16 protein-coding genes and 1 riboswitch are annotated in these 21,598 nt (G+C 47.4%); of the genes, 8 read left to right on the top strand and 8 right to left on the bottom strand.

All coding sequences use genetic code 11. From position 1 onward, the window contains the following. Positions 1-154 precede the first annotated feature (154 nt). Together AC58PV_RS18265 and AC58PV_RS18260 are read right to left on the bottom strand one after the other, a co-directional pair. Entirely contained in the window at positions 155-2,275 is a 2,121-nt protein-coding gene (locus tag AC58PV_RS18265) for a putative phage tail protein (RefSeq protein ID WP_497433675.1), read from the bottom strand. Between the two features lie 162 nt (positions 2,276-2,437). Beyond that, positions 2,438-3,355, bottom strand: coding sequence for a helix-turn-helix domain-containing protein (locus AC58PV_RS18260; protein WP_497433674.1), 918 nt, complete (start codon positions 3,353-3,355; stop codon positions 2,438-2,440). 141 nt (positions 3,356-3,496) lie between these two features. Here AC58PV_RS18260 and AC58PV_RS18255 point away from each other — a divergent pair, with 141 nt between their 5' ends. The 3 genes from AC58PV_RS18255 (at position 3,497) to queF (ending at position 6,126) form a co-directional block, all read left to right on the top strand. Then, complete coding sequence (locus AC58PV_RS18255) at positions 3,497-4,507, top strand: Gfo/Idh/MocA family protein (protein WP_497433673.1); 1,011 nt, start codon at positions 3,497-3,499, stop codon at positions 4,505-4,507. After that, positions 4,504-5,490 (top strand): Gfo/Idh/MocA family protein, encoded by a 987-nt coding sequence (locus AC58PV_RS18250; RefSeq protein ID WP_497433671.1) that lies wholly within the window; start codon positions 4,504-4,506, stop codon positions 5,488-5,490. The genes AC58PV_RS18255 and AC58PV_RS18250 overlap by 4 nt, the downstream gene beginning before the upstream one ends. 84 nt (positions 5,491-5,574) lie before the next feature. Then, positions 5,575-5,618, top strand: a riboswitch (PreQ1 riboswitch). 10 nt (positions 5,619-5,628) lie between these two features. Beyond that, positions 5,629-6,126, top strand: a complete 498-nt coding sequence (queF, locus tag AC58PV_RS18245) for a preQ(1) synthase (RefSeq protein ID WP_497433670.1) — start codon at positions 5,629-5,631, stop codon at positions 6,124-6,126. 72 nt (positions 6,127-6,198) lie between these two features. On the opposite strand, the gene AC58PV_RS18240 is transcribed toward queF, so the two are convergent. From AC58PV_RS18240 to AC58PV_RS18225, 4 genes are all read right to left on the bottom strand, one after another. After that, on the bottom strand, positions 6,199-10,200 hold the full coding sequence (locus tag AC58PV_RS18240; protein WP_497433669.1) for an S-layer homology domain-containing protein: 4,002 nt from the start codon (positions 10,198-10,200) through the stop codon (positions 6,199-6,201). A 190-nt stretch (positions 10,201-10,390) separates the two neighbouring features. Then, a complete protein-coding gene (locus tag AC58PV_RS18235; protein WP_497433668.1) occupies positions 10,391-10,627 on the bottom strand; it encodes a hypothetical protein in 237 nt (78 codons plus the stop codon). A 53-nt stretch (positions 10,628-10,680) separates the two neighbouring features. Next, a complete protein-coding gene (locus tag AC58PV_RS18230) occupies positions 10,681-12,738 on the bottom strand; it encodes a molybdopterin oxidoreductase family protein (protein WP_497433666.1) in 2,058 nt (685 codons plus the stop codon). A gap of 80 nt (positions 12,739-12,818) precedes the next feature. Beyond that, positions 12,819-14,069 carry a helix-turn-helix domain-containing protein gene (locus tag AC58PV_RS18225; protein ID WP_497433665.1) on the bottom strand — a complete coding sequence of 417 codons (1,251 nt, stop codon included), beginning with the start codon at positions 14,067-14,069 and terminating at the stop codon, positions 12,819-12,821. A 145-nt stretch (positions 14,070-14,214) separates the two neighbouring features. Here AC58PV_RS18225 and AC58PV_RS18220 point away from each other — a divergent pair, with 145 nt between their 5' ends. From AC58PV_RS18220 to AC58PV_RS18200, 5 genes are read left to right on the top strand one after another with little or no spacing between them, the layout of a single operon-like run. Beyond that, on the top strand, positions 14,215-15,255 hold the full coding sequence (locus AC58PV_RS18220) for an ABC transporter substrate-binding protein (protein WP_497433664.1): 1,041 nt from the start codon (positions 14,215-14,217) through the stop codon (positions 15,253-15,255). Positions 15,256-15,305: 50 nt separating this feature from the next. After that, entirely contained in the window at positions 15,306-16,184 is an 879-nt protein-coding gene (locus tag AC58PV_RS18215; protein WP_497433663.1) for an ABC transporter ATP-binding protein, read from the top strand. After that, entirely contained in the window at positions 16,177-17,013 is an 837-nt protein-coding gene (locus AC58PV_RS18210) for an ABC transporter permease (RefSeq protein ID WP_497433662.1), read from the top strand. Before AC58PV_RS18215 ends, AC58PV_RS18210 begins: the two co-directional genes overlap by 8 nt. 23 nt (positions 17,014-17,036) lie before the next feature. After that, entirely contained in the window at positions 17,037-18,380 is a 1,344-nt protein-coding gene (locus tag AC58PV_RS18205) for an LLM class flavin-dependent oxidoreductase (protein WP_497433744.1), read from the top strand. A 27-nt stretch (positions 18,381-18,407) separates the two neighbouring features. Continuing rightward, positions 18,408-19,322 (top strand): TauD/TfdA dioxygenase family protein, encoded by a 915-nt coding sequence (locus tag AC58PV_RS18200; RefSeq protein ID WP_497433660.1) that lies wholly within the window; start codon positions 18,408-18,410, stop codon positions 19,320-19,322. 65 nt (positions 19,323-19,387) lie between these two features. Here the strand turns inward: AC58PV_RS18200 and sdaAA are convergent, their stop codons facing one another. Beyond that, complete coding sequence (gene sdaAA, locus AC58PV_RS18195; protein ID WP_497433659.1) at positions 19,388-20,272, bottom strand: L-serine ammonia-lyase, iron-sulfur-dependent, subunit alpha; 885 nt, start codon at positions 20,270-20,272, stop codon at positions 19,388-19,390. After that, positions 20,269-20,949, bottom strand: coding sequence for an L-serine ammonia-lyase, iron-sulfur-dependent subunit beta (gene sdaAB, locus AC58PV_RS18190; RefSeq protein ID WP_497433658.1), 681 nt, complete (start codon positions 20,947-20,949; stop codon positions 20,269-20,271). The genes sdaAA and sdaAB overlap by 4 nt, the downstream gene beginning before the upstream one ends. Positions 20,950-21,598: the final 649 nt, after the last annotated feature.

Genomic DNA, 21,598 nt, shown 5'->3' with positions numbered 1-21,598 from the left:
GTTTTTTATTATAAATAGCCAACACATGCGTTGTCAATAACTTTTTGAAATTGGAATCGCTTTCAATGTTATATAATATTACATTAAACTTTAAATATATGACATGAAGTTAACATAAATAAAGAGCCTATCTGTAAAAGACAGGCCCCTTCTATTATTTTGGCATGATTATATTGCCCTCTGTATGCTTCACCCGATCCGATTCCATGGGGATAGAGCACCGTTCAACGCCCTCTTCTATACATGCCGTCATAAGTAAGTACGAGCCATGGTTGAAGGCATTTTCCGCGATCTCATACTTACCTCCATAGAATCGAGAACCTATCACTCTCATTCTATTCGGACCGCTAGATAGGCTGAAATGGGCTGTCTCCACATCCTTAGCTAAGCTTTTGTGATCTCCGAATATCCACGTCATCATTCCTGACACATCTTTACGTATGAAATACGCTTTGTCTGCATTCATTCCACTGAACTCCGTGCCGCCATCAACCGTAATGGATTGCTCAGTCGCACCGTTCTCATCAGACTGAAATGCCCCCATCATGACCATCCCGCTATTCTCACAACCACCGCCTTGCATCACCACTTCGGGACACCAAACCTGAAGGGGCTTAGCTCCTGGAGAAGCACCTCTAAACCAGGTATTGATCAAAACCAACTTGCTAATACTGCCGAAGGAATTATCATCAACATTATGAAATTGGCAATGCTGCATCGTGAAATTCGTCGTAACTGGGCGAAAACCTACTTGGGTATTCGCAGTATTACGGGCGATTTCAGCCCCTTTCGACATTCCAAAAGAACAACCATCCGCAAGATTGCTTCGCTTTGAACGTGATGAACTCTGAGATAGTGTAAGCATCGTGTCTGCCGTGCAGCCTCGCATTTGCAACCCATCTGCATTGGCCCATATCGTACCGGAATCCACCAATCCCTCTTTCCAGACAGCGTGAACATCCTCCAACGTCAAATCCGTAATTCGTTTGTGCGCTACTACACGCGAGGCCACATGTTTCTTCACGGTGATTCGTTTGGCACTATCCCCCCAAGTCGTACCGCTGTTGGCAAAGGACAACAAACCCGAATTCCCGATAAACGTGAGATCATGCTCGTATTGGCCATGTGTGACATAAGAACCATGTTCATCCCCGTCACCATGGCAATTTTCAACCATACAGTACGCACCGCATGTGAAATCATTCAAGTGCCGAGCATTACTTGTATGGCAATCGCGAACATGACCGTACAACACATTGAGTTGCTGCGTCAGGTAGCCAGTTCCTCCCCAAATCACTTCCTCTGGGTTCATTAGCCTACAACGCTCCGTCACAAAATGGGTGCAGTACCGCCGCTCGATGACTGGCCAGAAAACCTTCGTGGCTGTCACGTCACTAACATCGCAAGAAACGGCGAATTCATATGCAATAGGATGTGAGCCTATTTGATCCCAATCTTCTGACGGTTTTACGCTCGTCGATCCATTGTCAGGCACAGAAACACCGATAAAATGCATATTCCTAATGTGACTACGCAGGACAGGCTGCATTTTCTTAAATGTGATTTCCCTTCCCGCTGCAAGTGTCCACCCGAGCTTATAATTCACACGAATATGTCTATTATCTATGATTTCTGTAACCTGCAACATATAATCCAGTTCACGCTGCGCATAGCCTTCAGGATGGTTCTGAATCCTAACGACCCACCAGTCTTCTACTTCAAAAGACCTCGAATCCAGGACTTCCAACACATCGGATTGCTCTAGAAGTTCAGCAGAGAGAGTAAGGCTCTGTGTTTCGCCTGTCGCCTTCCCTTGAAAAAAAATAACGGCGCCGAATGGATTGCTTGGCGTATTTAGTTCGATCCCCGTCGTTGTGACACGATGACCTCCAAAATCGAGTTCGATACCGCTTCGGTCGTACGTATGGCGTCGAGCAAAGTTAAGATCAGTATGCGACTCAATCCGATGAATCGATACATCGTTCACCATGGCATCCATTGCGTCGTCGGCATCCTTAGCAGCGTCCAGAATACCGAACCACCGATAATCGCCTACCCCATTATGTACGGTCTTCCATCTGCCGCTCCCGCCATGCCTAGGATCATGAATCGTGCCGCCATTGTCAGTTTCGGTGCTGTCGCTCATCCAACGAACAAGCTTGGAACCGCCATCCCCTTGTTGATCATAGCCATCTACATAAACAAGCTGCCCATCCTTAATCGTATGAACTTGAAGCGCTAATAACTCTGCCAGATTTGAAAGTTGGATCATCATATGGCCTCCGTTTATTTGACTTTTGCTGCAAAACGAATTTGTCAAACCCCATTCTGATTCACATCTAGTTCACTTTCCCGCGCTATTCCTTTCCATTCAAAACACAACTGGTTTGTTTCAGATTTGTTTTCAAGTTCATAATTCAATAATTCAACTACGTTGTCAATCTTTTTCTGTATCACCATCCGATTTAGATTGGGGTTCACTTACATTCATTTTGTGCAAATATTGTTTAGGCGTACAGCCGTTGAATCGTTTGAACAGCTCATAGAAATGGGCCATATTCCCTATGCCGACCGACTCTGCAATATCATTCACACTGCGTTTCTCCGTGACGAGCAAGCGTTCTGCTTTGGCAATACGTTTCTGGTTGACATAGTCGATAAAAGAAGTCCCCATCTTCTTCTTGAAATATTTTGAAAAATACGAGTAACTCATGCCAGCAATCCGACTGACTGCCCCCATATCGATCTTCTCCGTCAAATGCTCGTCCACATAGACAACAAGCGACCGAATCATATCCGCATCCCCATCCACATTGCCCTGTGTCGTTAACAGGTCTCGATGATCATGACGAAGCAGCATTAAGAGCAGATGCTTTATGTGCATGCTAACGGCAATCTCGTACCCCTTCTTAGCTTCCATCACTTCATCATGGGTATCCGTAATAATCCTCGCAATTTCTTTCCTCACGTGTTCATTCTCTTGAAAAATATAATTAAGCGCTTCCAACGGATGAAATATCTCCAAAAAATCGCGGTAATACCTCATCATCGCTGGATCGAAATATGGTTGAAGATCTATGTGAAGTACGATGTATATCAGATCCTTATCGCCCACCTTGCGTCCTCTATGCAGTTGTGAAGAACCGATCAGCAAGATATCCCCAGCCTCGAGCGAGTAGACATGATTCTGCGTCTGTATTTCGTGCGTGCCTTCCTCAACTAAAATGAATTCAACTTCTTTATGATAGTGCCAAGTATTGCCGTATTCTCTTTCTGCCCCTGATTGGGCGAAACGCCATACCTTCATGCATAAAGAGGGATTCTGATAAGGGATCGGTTCTTTATAAATGTCCATGATTTTTAACCACCGCACTTTCACAGATGACAAATTTGGATATAAACTGAATAAATGCCCGCATATACGCTATCTACCAATAGCTATATCATATTACGTAGTTACTTATTTTCATACGATAATATGAGGAGTGAATTTGGCATGAAAATAGCGATCGTTGGTTGCGGTGGAATGGGGAATGTGCATGCCCTCAGCTATGTCCAAATGCCTGATGTGGCGTTAACAGGCGTATGCGATCTGGATATCGAGCTAGCAGAAGCTCTCTCTCTGAAGACAGGAGCACCTGCCTATACATCTTTCGAAACCATGCTGAAGGAAGCAGATTTCGATGTGCTCAGTGTGACACTGCCCAGCTATTTACATAAGGAATATACGTTAAAAGCGGCACAAGCCGGCAAACATGTGATCTGCGAGAAACCACTTGCTCTTAACTTAGAAGATGCAGCAGCCATGATCCAAGCTTGCGAACACTACGGCGTCCGCTTGTTCGTCGGACACGTCGTTCGTTTCTTCCCCGAATATGTACAAATGAAGCAAGCCATCGATGAGGGCAAGTTAGGACGCGTCGGCGTCATTCATGCCAAACGGATCGGTTCACATCCTGGCGATGTCAGACCATGGTTCAACGATTTCGACAAGAGCGGAGGCGTCATTGCCGATCTCATGATCCACGATATTGACTTTCTACGTTGGGCCGTCGGCGAAGTAAAGTCCGTCTATGGCTTGAACCAACGCGTCAATAATTTGGATTATGCGCTAGTTACGCTGCTTTTTGACAACGGTGCCGTTGCCAATGTGGAGGCCTTTTGGGGGTATCAAGGCCCCTTCCAAACCACTGTGGAAATTGCAGGCAGCAAAGGCATCATTCGCAGCGACAGCCAAAAAAGCAGTTCCCTTCACATCTGCAAAGCCCCTTCCGATTCAGAAGGCAGACGTTTCGCAGAAGTTCCGCAAAGTCCTGGATACAGGAGTCCTTATGATCAAGAAATTGCCCATTTCATTCAGTGTATTCGAGACGGAAGCGAGCCCATCGTTACTGCACAAGATGCTTATAAAGCCTTAGAAATTACGATGGCTGCGTTGGAATCCGTTCGCACGGGGAAATCTGTACAACTGAAGACGAGCTGGGCCTTCGAGGAGGAAACAGTATGAAGAAATTAAAAGTAGGTATGATCAGTTTCGCGCACGGCCATGCATACTCTTATTTGGATTCACTACGAGCGATCTCGCAGGTAGAAGTGACCGGTATTGCAGACGAGAACTATAGCCGCGTGGAAAGCGTAATCACTGCGCACAATCTGCCGTATTACGCACGTTATCAGGATTTACTCGCGACGGACGTAGATGCTGTCGTTATTTGTTCAGAGAACGTGCATCATGCAGACATTACGATAGCCGCGGCGAAGGCTGGCAAACATGTGCTTTGTGAAAAGCCTCTCGGTGTTTCTGTCCCTGAAATGGAGGCCATGATTGCCGCATGTAAAGAACATGGCGTTCAGTTGATGACGGCCTTCCCATGCCGCTATTTGGCTTCGGTGGTTAAAGCGAAAGAAGCTATCGAACAGGGCGAAATCGGCGAGATCATAGCTATTAAGGGAACCAATCGCGGCTCACTGCCTTCTGGCTGGTTCCTTCAATCCGAATTATCCGGCGGCGGCGCCTTATTGGATCATACTGTACACGTCATGGACTTGATGAATTGGATGACCCAAGCCGAAGTGAAAGAAGTCTATGCTTATGCCGCTACATTATTCAATGAAGACTTGGCGATTGATGATGCAGGTATGATCCATGTTAAATTTGAGAATGGCGTCGTCGGTGTCTTGGACACAAGCTGGTCGCGGAATGCCGCTTTCCCCACATGGGGCGATGTGACGATGACGATTGTGGGAACGCAAGGAACACTATCTATTGATGCTTTTGCTCAAAATAACGAATTATATAGCTTAGATAACGGGAAAGGCCAATGGAATTTCTGGGGCGACTCTATGGATGCTTACTTAGTGAAGGCATTTGTTCAAGCGTTGCTGAATGGCGAACAAGTGCCGATTACGGGTGAAGATGGTCTACGATCAACCATTGTGGCCCTCGCAGGTTACAAATCCGTGGCACTAGGACAACCCGTTACACTGTAAGTGTAGATCTACACAAGACTGTAATAATTGCCACCTCCCGGCAAGATGCTTTTTCCTGCGGAGTATGATACATTTTGTACAGAAACAGAAGAGGTTCGCAAACTCCCTCTCTAAAAAACTATGAAATGAGGATTACCCATGGCAGGCAGAAGTAATGAAGACTTAAAAGAGATTACCCTCTTGGGCAATCAAGGCACGAAGTATGTGTTCAATTATGACCCAACACTCTTAGAAGCATTTGACAATAAACACCCGGATCGGGCCTATTTCGTTAAATTCAACTTCCCTGAGTTCACAAGTTTATGTCCTGTAACTGGACAACCGGATTTCGCAACCCTCTACATTTCGTATATTCCTACGATTAAAATGGTGGAGAGCAAGTCCCTGAAACTTTACCTATTCAGTTTCCGCAATCACGGTGATTTCCACGAGGATTGCGTCAATATCATTATGAATGATCTCATCGAATTGATGAATCCACGTTATATCGAGGTCTGGGGCAAGTTCACGCCACGCGGCGGCATCTCTATTGATCCTTACTGCAACTGGGGTCAACCAGGCACGAAATACGAAACGATGGCTGAACATCGCTTGATGAATCATGACCTGTATCCAGAGAAAATCGATAACCGCTAGGAAACAAGCGGAGGAATGAAAAAAAGCTTGATCAATCCCCAGTAAACGGGGGTAGATCAAGCTTTTTTGTGCCTACTTCGTAAACGTTAAGATTTGAAGTAAGCGCTGTAGAAGTACAGCGCTCTGTGCACGCGTTGCTTCCTTCTCTGGATCGAAGGATGTCGGAGTCATCCCCTCCATCAACTGGAGCTGAACTAAACGTCGAACCGCGTCCGTCGACCAAGATTGAATTTGCTTTTGATCCGCAAATGTTGATGTGTCACCCGTTGCTTGTTGATCCTCATATCCAGCGGACTGAAGCGCTCGATCAATCATGACTGCCATTTCCTCACGCGTAATCGTCTGATTAGGTCGGAACGTACCGTCTTCGTAGCCCTTGATAATGCCACCTTCAACCGCAGCATGTACAGCATCGTTAAACCAATCCGTAGAACTCAAATCTTTAAAAGCCGTAGAGCCATTCGATGGCTTGATGCCCAGCGCGCGAGTGAGAAGCGTTGCCAGCTCCGCACGGGTGATCGGTTGATCCGGACGGAACTCTTCTTTGGATACACCTTGAACGAGCCATTTATTGGCCATTCGCTCAATGCCATCTTGTGCCCAATGCCCATTCGTATCGGTAAAAGAAATATCATTTTCAATTAGCAGAAACGTTTCATTGGAATGACTATACAGCGTCACCTCTCCTGATTTCACCGTAAGCGGCACAGGTTCATAGGTCGTATTTCCTTGCGCATCCTTGACGACTCTAACGGCTGCAAGATGGCGTTCATTAATCGCCCGATCTACCTGTACGGCATACGGTACATAAGAGCTGAAACTGGATATCGTTGCGGATTTCCCATCCCCCGTTATTGCCTGAATAGTGAAATCGATTGCGTTCACGACATTGATTCCCGCCGCATTTGCTTGTGCTGAAGCATTCTCGTTCCTACCAATATGGACTTGGATCTGAGCTAATTGAGACATATCCAATTGATGTAGAGGGAGCTTCACGCTTCCTATGCCGGTTTCAATCGTTGCGAACGGGATGTCTTTCAGCTTCTGAAGAGAGGACTGGTTCAAAGTAAGCTGTACCTTTCCTACAACGCTTGGCGCATCCACCACGAGAGTAATCGGACCGTTTCCTTGTGCTTTTATAAGCGTATCCAATGTCTTCTCATCTAATGTTGCTGTTGCTACCGCTACTCCATTCTCTTCGGTTACTTTGACGTTCAGAATGCCCGAATTGTCACTTACCGGACTACCGCCAGTTGACGATGAAGTTGATGAACTGTTATCCAATGGAGGCGTCGGCCAAATTTCCGTTGTCGTTACTCCGTCTGCCTTTTCATAATTCGTTCCCAAGTTGCCCAGATAATTGTTCGTCAATACTATGTTAGTCCCAGCCTGCAATTGAATCCCATACGTATTGCCGGTAATGGTATTGCCAATAATTTGTACCTCCTGAGGGTCGCCCGCTCCTACAAAGTTTGCATTCTTATCACCATTATCGTGTTCTAGCATAATTCCCCAGTAGTTCGTCGCCGTGTTATTACGAATGATATTATTGATAACGCGCGTTCCGGGTCCATTTAAAATATTAATGCCCACCGCATTACTTACCGTTGTGGTATTCTCAATCACATTGTTCTCAATCAACGTTTCTGGTGTGCCCATGGTGACAACAATGCCTTCCCGTGAATTGCGAATGATGTTGTCATGGATATAGTTCTTAGGACCAGATTTACTGTGATTCGTCGGCGCTGTTCCCCCGGTATTCCCAAGGCCTACCCCTCCGCCAGTCCAAATATTCTCGATCGTATTCCCATATACTTCGTTCAAGTACTCCAACTCACCGTGAAGGTCGATTGCATCCAGTTTGGTGTTGATGTAATGATTGTTTCGCAACGTGTTGTTGTGTGCAACATTCTGAATGAGCGATCCATGTCGCAAATACGGTCCTTGAAAGGTGGAGTCCTCAACCACATTCCAATATGTATCATTGTCAAAACCAAGTCGATCTACCTTCGGCATACCTTGAATGGATGTCCCGTATCCAGCGCCGCCTCCGCCTAGATCTGTTGCATTCCGGAAAGTACTGCGGCGAACAACGACATCATGACTATTCTCGATCCGAATGGCCATACGGCTGAATCGTTCCACAGTTACATGATCAATGGTCACGTTATAGGAAGGAGATTCCCCATAATTCGCAATGGCAATAGAGCTGTCAGGTCCCCCGGCATCTGGATTATTGGTAGCGTGCTCTAGCGAAAAGTTACGGTTCCATGTTGAAGTTATTGTCAAATTGGAGACGACAATATTATGTTGATTCGATGCCTTAACCACAGAACTATTCTTAATGTTATCAATGCTTGATTTCAAAATCGTGTCGGACTGGCTTTCTCCTCGCAAGTTCACACCTGATTTGAGTTTGATGTTCACGAAACCATCCGGTGAAGAGATTAAATTGTAGACACCGTTCGGTATATACACTTCGTCCCCAGGTGAGGAGGCATCAATCGCACTTTGAATGGCAATCCTGTCATCATGCCCATTGTCTGCAGGATCAGCGCCATAATCGACAACATTATGTGTTGTACCCGTTACAGGATTAGGCGTGTGCAAAGGATGTGCTGAACCATCTTGCTTAGTCAAGCCAGCTTTCGTAAAAGGAAGTGTTCCTGGCGGCGGTTCCGGTGTCGTATTCGGAACAACTGCAACCGGTGTATCTCCGTTCAGGAATGGCGCATAAATCATAACTTCGGTTAGGCTGATGAACGTTTTGCCATCGGATGTACCATGACCAATAATTTTGACAAAACGGGCATCCGTATCCGCAATATCAAATGCCTGCATATTGACGGTATCCGAGCGGCTGTTGCCACTGAATACATTCGTCCAGGTTAGCGCATCGTTGGACGTCTGAATATCAATTGGCGCATAACGTTGATCTCCTTTGTAAAAAGAAATCCCGACATATCCGATCCGTTTCGTTTCACCTAGATCAAACATGATATATTGACCATCGCCAGATGCTGACCAACGGCTGAATAAATTGTTATCCAATGTGTTACTCTCTACATTCCCATCGCTGCTGCTAGCATTAACTTCTACGACTTGTAACGGCGTAACGGGTGCCGATAATGTCGTTACATGGTACGTCAATGGCGTGGAGGTATTCCCAACAGGATCACTCGCATAAACGTGATAAGTAACACTTGTGTTAGGTGATAATCCTTGAGCTGTAAAGGTATTGCCAGTCATTGTTTTGACGAGGGTGTCCCCTTGATAAATCTTATAATTAGATACAGAACTATCGTCTGTTGCTGTTGGCCACATTAATTCAACAAAGTCGGTTCCGAGATTAGATGACCTTAATGCTGCGTCGGTTGGCCAAGTGGGTGGTGCGGTGTCACTTTGTACGACACGTGTCACACGAAGCTGTGACTTCGCATTCAACCCTGTAGCTTCTTTGGAATAGACGTTGACCGAGTTGCTTGAACTGTTGGCAACAACAAAAGATACAACCCCATCAACCATATGTTGTCTAACATATTCGGTCACGTCAACTTTATACAGCGCTGGATATTGGCTGCTGCCATTGATCTTATTAGGCTGTGTTACCGTGAATTGGCCAAGCTTCGTAAGTTGCGTCAAATCCGTATAAGGTGATGTCTGCCAAGTAATCGTGTTTTCTTCCCAGGCAAAGTTGTCTAGGGCATAAACTTGCAGATCAGTATTAATTTCACTACTGCCTCGCTTTGCTGAAACCTCCAAATAGAATTTGTAGGTAGCATCAGCCACAGAGGTCACATTAAACTTAAAATAGGCTAATTTTTTCTTCGTGCTGCTCGTTGAGATACTAAATACACCTTCAGCAGTATCCGTTTTAGTGTTATAATTCGTTGTTTCAACACTAGCATTTCCCGTGTCCTTTAGGAGAGCTGCGTCCTCACTAGCGAGTAGCGGAGTACCCACATCTACCTCAACATCTGCCGCCATACTAGTTACAGGAAGCAGTAAAAGCGAGACTAGCAGTGAGAAAATCAGCATGATGCTTATCTTACTTTTGACAAGATGATATTTCATTCCGACAAAACTCCTTATCGTTTAGATTTCGTCCATTGTAAGCGTATACAAAAATGATCATACTCGCTTTCTCGCAAATTGAATTGTCATTTATTTAGGTTGGGGAGTGGATAAATTTAGGAAATGGCCACAAAAAAACCGATCCATAAGGATCGGTTAGATACGCAACTCCAGTTATATGCTCTGCCATTTAGTACAACGGCTGTGGCGTATATACAGGCTGTGGGCATTGCGGATACGGCATAATATCTCTCACTTGATCGAACGTGTAGTGCTTCGTAGCAAATTGTGTATGGTATAAATACTCAATGACGTAGATCGATCCATCTTGTACACTGCACAGAATACCGGATACGCCAGTACCATCCATCAAGGAAATACCAACGGGTCTTCCGATTAAAGCGTAAGCTTTTTGCTGTATGGGCATATATCATCATCTCCTGATGTACCCTATGCCGCCAAGCGCCCAAAGGTTCAAGCTCAGTTCAACTTTTCCACGCCTACCCGTCCCGAGAAAAAGGTAGCCCCACCGCCCATATCGGCCACGCGATCTGGCGTCAAGACATTAACGCGAGTTTTACCCCCGGGGGTATCGGCCCATAACCCTTGACTGACGACCACCCCGCGCCCCACATCGCGGCCAGCCATAACGACCAGTTCGCACTCGCCGCGCTCGTTCCACACCCGTGCGGTATCGCCGTTAGCCAAGCCTAATGCTGATGCATCGTCTTCATGCATATGCAGCTTTGGCATTTTCTCCATGCGAACATGCTTCTCGTTATGCGCAAAGGTTGAATTCAAGAAGTTATGATTCGGCGCTGGGATGAACATGAATGGCAACTGACTGTCCTCGGCAAGCGGCACATAAGTAGGCAGCGCCGGATACCCTTTGCTCGCCATTTCGGCGGAGTACAGCTCAATTTTGCCGCTAGGCGTTCGTAGTTTCCCGGGAAATAAGGGCAGAGTCGCAGCCTTCATGAATCCCCTCTCCAACAAAGCATCGAACGAAATGTCAGCTAATGCCGAGTTGCCAGGATGATCCAATGCCTGACGCACCATGTCTTCATCGCTGTCCCGCAGCGCTTCATCTTCGTAGCCCATCTTCGCTGCGAGCAATCGGAACACATCCACATTCGCTTTGCTCTCCCCATATGGCGCAATCACCGGCAGCTGAAGATGCACATAGTGATGCCAATAAGAGCGATAGAAATCTGTGTTTTCAAAAGAAGACGTCGCTGGCAGCACAATATCCGCATACTTGGCTGTCTCCGTAAGGAACAGATCATGCACGACGGTGAACAGATCCTCTCGCTCCAGCCCCGCTTTCACTTTATTCGCATGGGGAGCGACCAAAGCCGGATTCGAATTATATACGTACAACGCACGAATAGGCGGGTCGAGCTCGAGCAAAGCGCTGCCCAGCAAGTTCATATTGATCAGACGCGCATCCTTCGTGCGCAAATCCGGTCGTTGCAAAGCCGGCAAATTATGCTCCAAATAAGCGCCATTTCCTTTGATCGCACCGCCGCCTGGGTGCAGCCATTGTCCTGTTAACGCCGGTAAGCAAGCTATCGTCCGCACGCACATACCGCCATTATCGTGATGTTGGATTCCATTCCCAATACGAATGAAAGCTGGTGAAGTCTCGCCATATAAGCGAGCAAGGCGATAGATGTCGGCCACAGGCACGCCTGTAATCGCGGATACTTCTGCAGGATCGTATTGCTTCACATGCTCCCTAAGCTCTTCGTACCCCAGCGTGTATTCGTGCAGGAAAGCCTCATCCGTCATCCCCTCATCGAACAGGATGTGCATGATGCCAAGGGCCAGAGCCGCGTCCGTTCCCGGCAAAATCGGAATGAACCAGTCCGCCCAGCGGCCTGTTTGATTCTTATGCGCATCAATTACGATGATTTGCGCACCATTCTTGCGGGCTTTCTCCGCCAGCATCACCTGATGCATATTCGTGCTGACCGCATTGATGCCCCACATGATGATCAGCTTCGCATTCACCGTATCCTCCGGATCGGTTCCGAAGCTGCCGCCCATCGTGTATTTGTAGCCTTCCGTGCCGGCTGATTCGCAAATCGAATACATCAGACGGCTCGCGCCCATCCGATGGAAGAAGCGGCGATCCATGCCTTCCGTTCCGATTCGACCCATATTGCCATAGAAACTATAGGGCAATATGGATTTTGGGCCTTCCGAGGCAATTAGTTCCTTCCAGCGACTCGTGATCGTGTCCAATGCCTCATCCCAGGAAATCTGCTCGAACGAGGCCTCATCCCCCTTGGGGCCGACGCGTTTCATGGGATACTGCAATCTTTTATCATCATAAATACGTGCCGTCATGTTGCGAACTTTGTTGCAGATAGCTCCCTGTGTCACGGGGTGTTCAGGGTCTCCTTCGATTTTGACAATCTTCCCGTCTTCTTTATGAAGCAGCAGTCCGCACTGATCTGGGCAATCCAGAGGGCAGACAGCTGGAAAAATACCTTGTTGTTCTTCCGTCATGGTCGTGGTCATTGTTGTGCGCATGGTCTTCTTCCTAGCTCCCTTCCACATACATCATTTCTTTACTATATACCGAAAAGGAATGGAAGTGAAACCGCAGGATTTCAGTACAACTGTTCGGCTGACCAATCTCCCTCTAACGGATGACTGCTTAAATGAGGCAGCTTCAACGCCTTAATCGCTTGTTGTAAATAATTACCGTTCCAGCGAATGTCCTGTAATTGGGACCATGTAGCCGCGCGAGCAGCATCATTCTCTTGGTGGAGCTGCGCCAGCGAATTCATATCCTTGGTATATAGGGAGGCGTCCCATCTGACTTTAGTCATAATGGCTAAGGCAATCTCCGTCGGGATTCCTTTGATTCGCGAGATCAGCTCTGCCGCTGCTTCGGGCTCATTTCGAATAAAGGCGTGCACGCGGAGGTGTGCTTTCAAATAAGCGATGGTATCTCCCTCATGATGATGAACCCACTTCTCGTCTGCGACGACGCCCGTCAGGTAATCTTCCCCCATTCCTTCTTGAAAAAGCACGTTGCCGACTCCGTGGTAGTGAACCAACGAGATATAGGGCTCCCACATCGCGCATCCCGCAATTTTCCGTTTCACAATCCCCGCCATACTCTCATCCATCTCTTTGTGAATGACTTGCTTATCATTGCCTCCCAATGATTGAAGCAGCTTCGATAACCGCCTACCCGCACTCGATTGTGCTGCCGACGCAAGGGACCAACTGCAAATCTCCGACATATCACTGGGCTCTAACCCTTTACGCACAATGAGCGATATTCCCTGTCCACCGGACGTTTTACCATCAAAGGCGATAAGAACAGGATGGAACGCGGGGAATGTCTGACGCAGGGAAGCACCTACGACAATCGGATAGTCGCCCAACGACGCAATCTGAATGCTGCCGCCTATCATCCCTTGCAGAAGCACTGCTCCGTTAGCACCATCGAACCATTTCACTTGAACCACACGACTTGGATTAACGGCGGCAAGCTCTTCTTCCAACCAACCCAACTCTTTCATGAGGAGAGATGTCCACATATGAGCGGTTCCGCTCTGATACCCGATCGTTAAAGTGGGAATTTCTTGTTTGGAAACCGTGGACGATGCTCCTGCTGTAAACACAGGATTCTGCAGACTAACCGTGTGGAGACGCACCCACTGCTCTAATTCTTTCTTATCGATTAAGATCTCCTTACCAATTTTCACAAAAGGCAGTTGCTTTAATTTACGCCACCGGTCAAAGGTCGAACGGCTTACACCGAGTATGTCAATCGCTTCCTGCAAGGTTATCAGATTGAATCGCTGTACGGACATCAAAGTCACCTCGATTGGAATCATAATGGTCATTCATCGTCATTGCCCTTCATGTGTCGCCAGTTTATTGACAGAAAATGGGTGTAATCGTATATTTCATTATAGAAACTAATACACAGTAAGTCTATAGGAATTATAAGTTTAGAGGATAGTAATTATCGTAAGGGGGAATTCGCAAATGACCATACCGTTAACAAGAAGTTATGTGACAGCCTTATCTCTCGTTCTTGCCTCATCTCTCGTCGTATCCGCTTGCGGCAACAAAGATCAAACCGTTTCTGCGAAAGGCCAAACTCCCGAAGTTACTGAGCTTCGCTATCAAGGCGGTGTTGGATCCGTTACGTATCCCGAATTAGCCGAGGATTTAGGCTACCTCGCTCCCCTGAAGCTGAAGTTTATCGGCAATACCATCTCCGGCCCGCAAGATATTCAAGCAGTTGTCACCGGAGATACGGACTTTGGCGGAGCCTTCAATGGCGCCATCGTCAAATTAATCGCTGCGAAGGCACCGATTAAGCCCGTTATTTCTTACTATGGCGTCGATGATAATACGTGGACGGGATATTACGTTTTGGAGGGCAGTTCCATTCAAAATGCCAGAGATCTCATCGGCAAGAAAATTGCCGTGAATACCTTAGGCGCACATCACGAGTTCGTCATTAAGGAATATCTACACAGAGCCGGACTTACGGCAGATGAAATCAAACAAGTCACACTAGTTGTCGTGCCTCCTGTTACGACCGAGCAGACACTGCGTGCTGCACAGATTGATGTAGCTGCATTAGGCGGAGTGCTGCGGGATAAAGCTGAAGAACGCGGCGGCATTCGCCCACTATTCAAAGATAAAGATTTGTTTGGCACATTTAGTGCTGGAAGCTATGTGTTGACGGACAAATTCATTAAGAACAATCCGAACGCCTCTCGCAAATTTGTTGAAGCGACATCCAAAGCCATTGAATGGGCTCGTACAACACCCCAAGCTGAAGTCGTGGCGCGATATGAGAAAATCATCAACGCACGCGATCGCAAAGAGGATACCTCTACCGTTAAGTTCTGGAAAAGTACAGGGATTGCAGGAAAAGGCGGGCTCATTTCTGACAAAGAATTCGACACTTGGATCCAATGGCTTGTTAACGAAGGTGTGATCAAAGAGGGGCAGTTGAAGGTCAAAGGTTTATATACGAATGAATTTAACCCTTTCCTCAATGAGAAAAGTTAACTTCAACGTCCTGATTATCATTGTGCATATAAAGTGAAGGAGGCAAATCAATGACAGCCAAAATTAGCATTCAGCATGTGCAGAAATCTTTCCGCATTCAGCGGAATTTGGGACACCTGAAAGAAGATTCACAGCCGATCTCCGCCTTACAGGATATTAATTTGGAAGTCAAACAAGGAGAATTCATGGTCATTGTTGGGCCCAGTGGCTGCGGTAAGTCCACACTGCTGGACCTCCTCGCAGGGTTAACGAAGCCTAGCAGCGGACAAATTCTTTTAGATGGAAAGCCCATCACGGGACCTAATCTTGATCGTGGTATCGTATTCCAGCAGTATGCGCTATTTCCATGGAAAACAACGCTAGCCAATGTGGAGTTTGGCTTGGAGGCCAAGGGCGTGCCTCGTAAGGAACGACGTAAAATTGCCCTAGAGTTCATTCAATTAGTGGGGCTATCCGGTTTTGAAAACAGGTATCCCCACGAAATTTCCGGTGGCATGAAACAGCGTGTTGCGATCGCAAGAAGCTTAGCTTATGACCCTGAAGTGCTGCTGATGGATGAGCCTTTCGCGGCACTGGATGCCCAAACAAGGGAAACCTTGCAAAGCGAACTACTGCGCATCTGGGAAGCCACGAAGAAAACGATTATTTTCATCACACATGGTATCGAAGAAGCGGTGTATTTGGGCCAACGCGTCGCTGTCATGACTTCGCGTCCTGGGCGAATCAAAACCGTGCTGGATATTCCTTTTGAATCGAGGAGAAGTGAAGAAGATTTGAGATCTAACCCCGATTTCGTCAAGCTGCGGCATGAGGTATGGGATTTACTCAAAGATGAAGTAAGCAGAGCCCAAGAACAAGAGAAAAGTAAGACCTTGGATAGCTTTGAACCTAGTAAATCAGTGACTAAAGGAGGCGTTATCAATGGCTAGTGTAAATGCAGGGAAAGCCCTGATTTTGGGTAGAAAGGAAAGCTTTGATGCCATAAGTTGGATCACGACTAAGCTGCGAAAAACATTTAAAAATACCATCGTTATCCTCGCCTTGCTGCTACTATGGGAATTTGCCCCGCGCCTCGGACTCGTCGACGCCACGTTCTTCCCTCCGATCTCCGAAATCGCTACCGCCTGGTGGCAGCTGCTGCTCTCCGGTGATCTAGCTGAGCATACAACTGCAAGCTTATCACGCTCTCTTGGCGGATTCGTGTTAGCCATCCTTCTCAGTATTCCCCTCGGTCTTGCGATTGGCTGGTGGAAACCCGTATCCGAATATCTCAATCCTTTGCTTGAATTGCTTCGGAACACAGCAGCGCTGGCCATTCTGCCCGTATTCATTCTTTTATTGGGTCTAGGTGAAACCTCCAAAGTCGCTATCGTGCTCTATGCCTGCGCTTTCCCGCTTCTACTGAACACCATTAGTGGTGTGAAAAATGTGGAGCCTCTTTTAATCAAATCAGCTCGTTCCATGGGCTTGTCTTCCATCCAGCTATTTCGCAAGGTCATTATTTCAGCTGCAATTCCCACTATTTTCGTAGGGATTCGACAGGCAGGTGCAAGCTCGATTCTCGTACTGGTCGCCGCTGAAATGGTTGGAGCCAAATCTGGCTTGGGTTACTTAATTCAATACACACAATTCAGCTTTCAAATTACGAACATGTACGCAGGGATTATTTCGATTTCCGTAATAGGTGTCATTATTAATTTCCTTTTGGTTACGCTTGAGAAAAGATTGACCGGTTGGAAGCAAACATACAGCGAATAATTGAAGGGGTGGCGTGAATGACCATGAGTCAATCCAAAAGACAACTGCATTTAAATGTTTTCCTAATGAACACGGGACATCACGAAGCTTCATGGCGGCATCAGAATACGGAGCCTGAGAACATCACCGATATTCGGTATTTTCAACGAATCGCGCAAATCGCGGAGAAGGCCAAGTTCGACTCGCTCTTTCTCGCAGATGGGTTGGCCGTTAGTCAAAATATTAAGCATGGCGCGTTCGTCGGCCTCGAGCCGTTCACACTGCTGTCTGCTCTAGCCGCTGTTACGGAGCATATTGGACTAATTGGCACCGTCTCAACGACGTATAATGAACCTTTTCACGTGGCGCGTAAATTCGCTTCGCTGGATCATATTAGCAAAGGGCGTGCCGGCTGGAATATTGTAACGTCTGGCAGTTCTTTTGAAGCTAGCAACTTCAGCAGGGATTCCCATCTAGAGCACAGCAAGCGTTATGAGCGGGCCAAAGAATTCTTGGAAGTCACCACCAGCTTATGGGATAGCTGGGAAGATGAAGCGCTCATCATCGATCGGGCGTCTGGTACTTTCGCAGATCGGAGTAAAGTCCGAGAGATCAATCATGTTGGCGACACATTCAAAGTTCGCGGTCCCTTGAACATTCCTCGATCTCCACAGGGCTATCCCGTGCTCGTTCAAGCCGGCTCTTCCGAGGATGGCAAAGAATTCGCAGCACAGTATGCCGAGGCGATATTTACCGCACAACAAACCCTGGTTGAAGCCCAGCAATTCTACTCGGATGTCAAAGCTAGATTAGTGAAGTATGGCCGCTCTCCCGAGCAGTTAAAAATATTGCCTGGCATCTGCCCCATTATTGGTAGAACCGAGTCAGAGGCGAAAGAGAAAGAGCAACAATTAAATGAATTAACTATTCCTGAATATGGGCTCAATCAGTTGTCGAATATGTTGAACGTCGATTTGCATTCGTATCCGTTGGACGGACCGTTACCGGAGCTTCCTAGTTTGTCCGACATCAACGGCAATAAAAGCCGCTTTCAGCTTGTCGTCGACCTCGCTGGGCGCGAGAATTTAACGATTCGCGCGCTGCTTCACCGACTTGCTGGCGGTCGTGGCCATCGCACATTCGCTGGCACTCCGATCCAAATCGCCGATCAACTTGAAGAATGGTTCCTGCATGGGGGCAGTGACGGCTTTAATGTAATGCCGCCGTATTTGCCCGCAGGCATCGAAGAATTCGCCGAGCTTGTCATTCCAGAACTGCAGCGCAGAGGCTTGTTCCGCACCGAATATGCCGGGTCTACACTTCGCGGGCATTTGGGACTTGCAAGACCCCTTAACCAGTATGCGACTGTTGCCGTAGAAGGCGCATAAAAACTATATTCCATGGAGGTTATGACGATGAGTACTCATGAACAAGTTAAGCAAATAGTTGGGGATATTGAAGTATTGCCGGTAGCTGGAAGAGTTGGCGCAGAAGTTAAGGGCGTAGACTTGCATGCTGGGCTGGATACACAGTCAGTTGCCGCGATTCGAGAAGCCCTATTGCAGCATAAAGTGCTGTTCTTTCGTGGGCAGCACCAACTGGATGACGCTGGACAAGAAGCTTTCGCACGCTTGTTAGGTGCTCCCGTCGCTCATCCTACGGTTCCTATCAAACAGGGTACCGATTATGTGCTAGAGCTGGACTCCAATCATGGGGGGAGAGCTGACTCCTGGCATACAGATGTGACTTTCGTTGATGCGTATCCGCAAGCCTCCGTGTTGCGAGCAGTCGTAGTTCCTAATTCTGGTGGCGATACGGTGTGGGCTAATACGGCTGCTGCTTATGAGCACTTACCAACTGAGCTCCGTAATCTGGTCGATCAGCTCTGGGCGCTGCATAGTAACGATTACGACTATGCTGCCCATCGTCCACAAGTATCCGACTCTGCGAAGCAGCATCATCGGGACGTGTTTGCCTCCACCGTATATGAAACGGAACATCCTCTCGTTCGTGTGCATCCAGAAACGGGTGAGCGCAGCTTGGTGCTTGGGCATTTTGCCAAGAAAATACTCGGTCTATCCTCTGCCGACTCCGCCCAATTGATCGCACTTCTTCAATCGCATATCACGAAGCTGGAAAATACCGTGCGTTGGCGCTGGTCCCCAGGCGATGTCGTGATTTGGGATAATCGAGCAACGCAGCATTATGCGATTAACGATTATGGAGAACAACATCGCATTGTTCGCCGCGTTACTGTTGACGGGGACATTCCGGTTAGTATTGATGGTCGACAAAGCGTTACACGCAAAAAGCAGCCAAATGCTTCTTAGCATATGAGAATAACCGCCTCCTCATGGTAAAGAAAACCATGAAGAGGCGGTTATTTGTGCGCCTGCTATTCTTTCTTTCTAAGGTTCAATTCCTTCATAATTTTGCGCCCTGTCGGTGTCTGTGCTAAACCGCCTTTGGCCGTTTCCCGATGTTTCTCCGGCATGGCCGTGCCTACCTCATACATCACTTGGACGACTTCATCGGAAGGGATCACCGAACGGACTCCGGCGAGTGCCATGTCGGCTGCCGCCATGGCGTTAACTGCACCGAAACCGTTACGAACAATACAAGGGATTTCTACTAATCCACCAACGGGATCACAAATTAGTCCCAGCGTATTCTTCAGCGCAAGACCGACCGCATGCATCGCTTGCTCTGGCGTACCGCCGCGCAGCTCAACGAGTGCGCCAGCTGCCATCCCGATTGCCGAACCAACTTCAGCCTGACATCCGCCTTCTGCGCCAGAAACGAACGAATTATTGGCGATCACATAGCCGATCGCACCTGCACATAGCAACCCTTTGACCAAGTGATCATCTTCCCAGCCAAAACGCTGCTGAGAACTTATAAATACCCCTGGAATAATTCCGCATGAGCCCGCCGTTGGTGTCGCAATAATTCGGCCCATGGATGCATTAACTTCGGATACCGCTAAGGCGTAGGCCATCGCTTTGCAAGCCTCTTCGCCCAGCGAAGCCTCCGTTGTCGTGAGGTAGGTAGCCACACGCTGCGCATCCTTCCCCGTTAACCCGCTTCGCGAGGTCGTATCCTCGGTAAGCCCCTTGGTTACCGCTTCTTTCATGATTTGATAATAGGCACGCATTTTATCAAATACATACTCGGGCGATTTGCCAGATTCGTGACTTTGATCAGCCAGCATCACTTCTGCTATCGTCAAGCCTTCCGCCGCACATAGATCGGCTAGTTGTTTTAATGTCCGGAATCTCATTCGTTGCCTCTTTCTGCCAGATCCACTTTTCGAACGTCAGTGATCATGTTTAGATGCAGAATTTGTTCGATTAAAGTAGCTGAAATAGATGCGTCCGTCTCAATGACCGTCATCGCTTCGCGGTTACGCCCTTTTCGGTCCAAATCCATAAATCCAATATTGATCTGGTTGCCCCCTAGCAGCGTTGTAATATCTGCAATCATACCTGGCCGATCATGATGGGAAATAACCAATGTAGGGTAATTCGCTGTGAATTTCACATCAAATTGATCAACATTGATAATCTCTACGTTGCCGCCGCCGATCGAGGCCCCTCTCATGCTGACTTTCCGCGATTCTGAGGTAAGTACAATACCCACTGTGTTCGGGTGATCGGCCTTATCTTTACTAATATGAAAAGCCACAGCGACGCCTAACGCTTCCGCTTCATCTGCCGCCCCCGGAATACGTGGATCATCCGTCTCCCAATCCATAATTCCACCGATCAGCGCGAGATCCGTGCCATGCCCTCGGTACGTATCTGCGAAGGATCCGTATAGCGTGATCTCTGCTTGGAGCGGCTGCTCGCCTAGCAATTGTCTGGCAACGCGTCCCAATCGAATCGCACCCGCGGTATGCGAGGAGGAGGGACCGATCATCGAGGGGCCGATGATGGAAAAAACATCTTTAAAACGCATCACACAGCGCTCCTATCCTAAGGTGTTACTTACTATCTTCTCCTATTGTATGAAAGGGGACATATAAAAGACAAGTCTTTAAATTGACTATATAAAATATTTTTTAGGTCGACTTGAGGTCTTATTCAATGGAGTGTAGGCGGTAAATAAGGTTTTTTGAGAACTCTTAACTCCTCAAGTCCTCAGTCCTTCAGTCCTTCAATCGTCAAGTCTTCCAGTCTTCAATCCGCTACACCTGTCAAAAGTGCAAAAAGGCACTTTTGACAGGGGGTTCCCCACCGTTTCTTGGAAATTGATGCAAAAAGGCATCAATTCCAGGTATTTTCAGGTCATTCTCTCGAAATAGATTAAAATTGATGCCTTTTTGCACGTATTTGTTAATTTCGACCCTAAATTAGTCTAAAAGGTTGTATTTTTGCATTTTTGAGGAAGGGTGAGGGACGAGTTGAGGTAGATGGAGTGATGGGAGAGCTTAAGTAGACGGGAGGGATGCGAGAATTGGAGTAGATGAGGTGCTGGGTGGAGTTTGAGTAGATGTAGTGTTCGGTGAATTGGATTAGATAAGTGTTGAGTGAATTAGAGTAGTTAAGTGTTCGGTGAATTGGAGTAAATAAGGTAAAGGTGAGTTGGCGTAGATAAGTGTTGGGAG

The organism is Paenibacillus sp. J22FR83 (genome assembly GCF_059691955.1).
The sequence above is the reverse complement of the archived record's forward strand: the minus strand, read 5'-3'. Positions and strand labels throughout refer to the sequence as shown.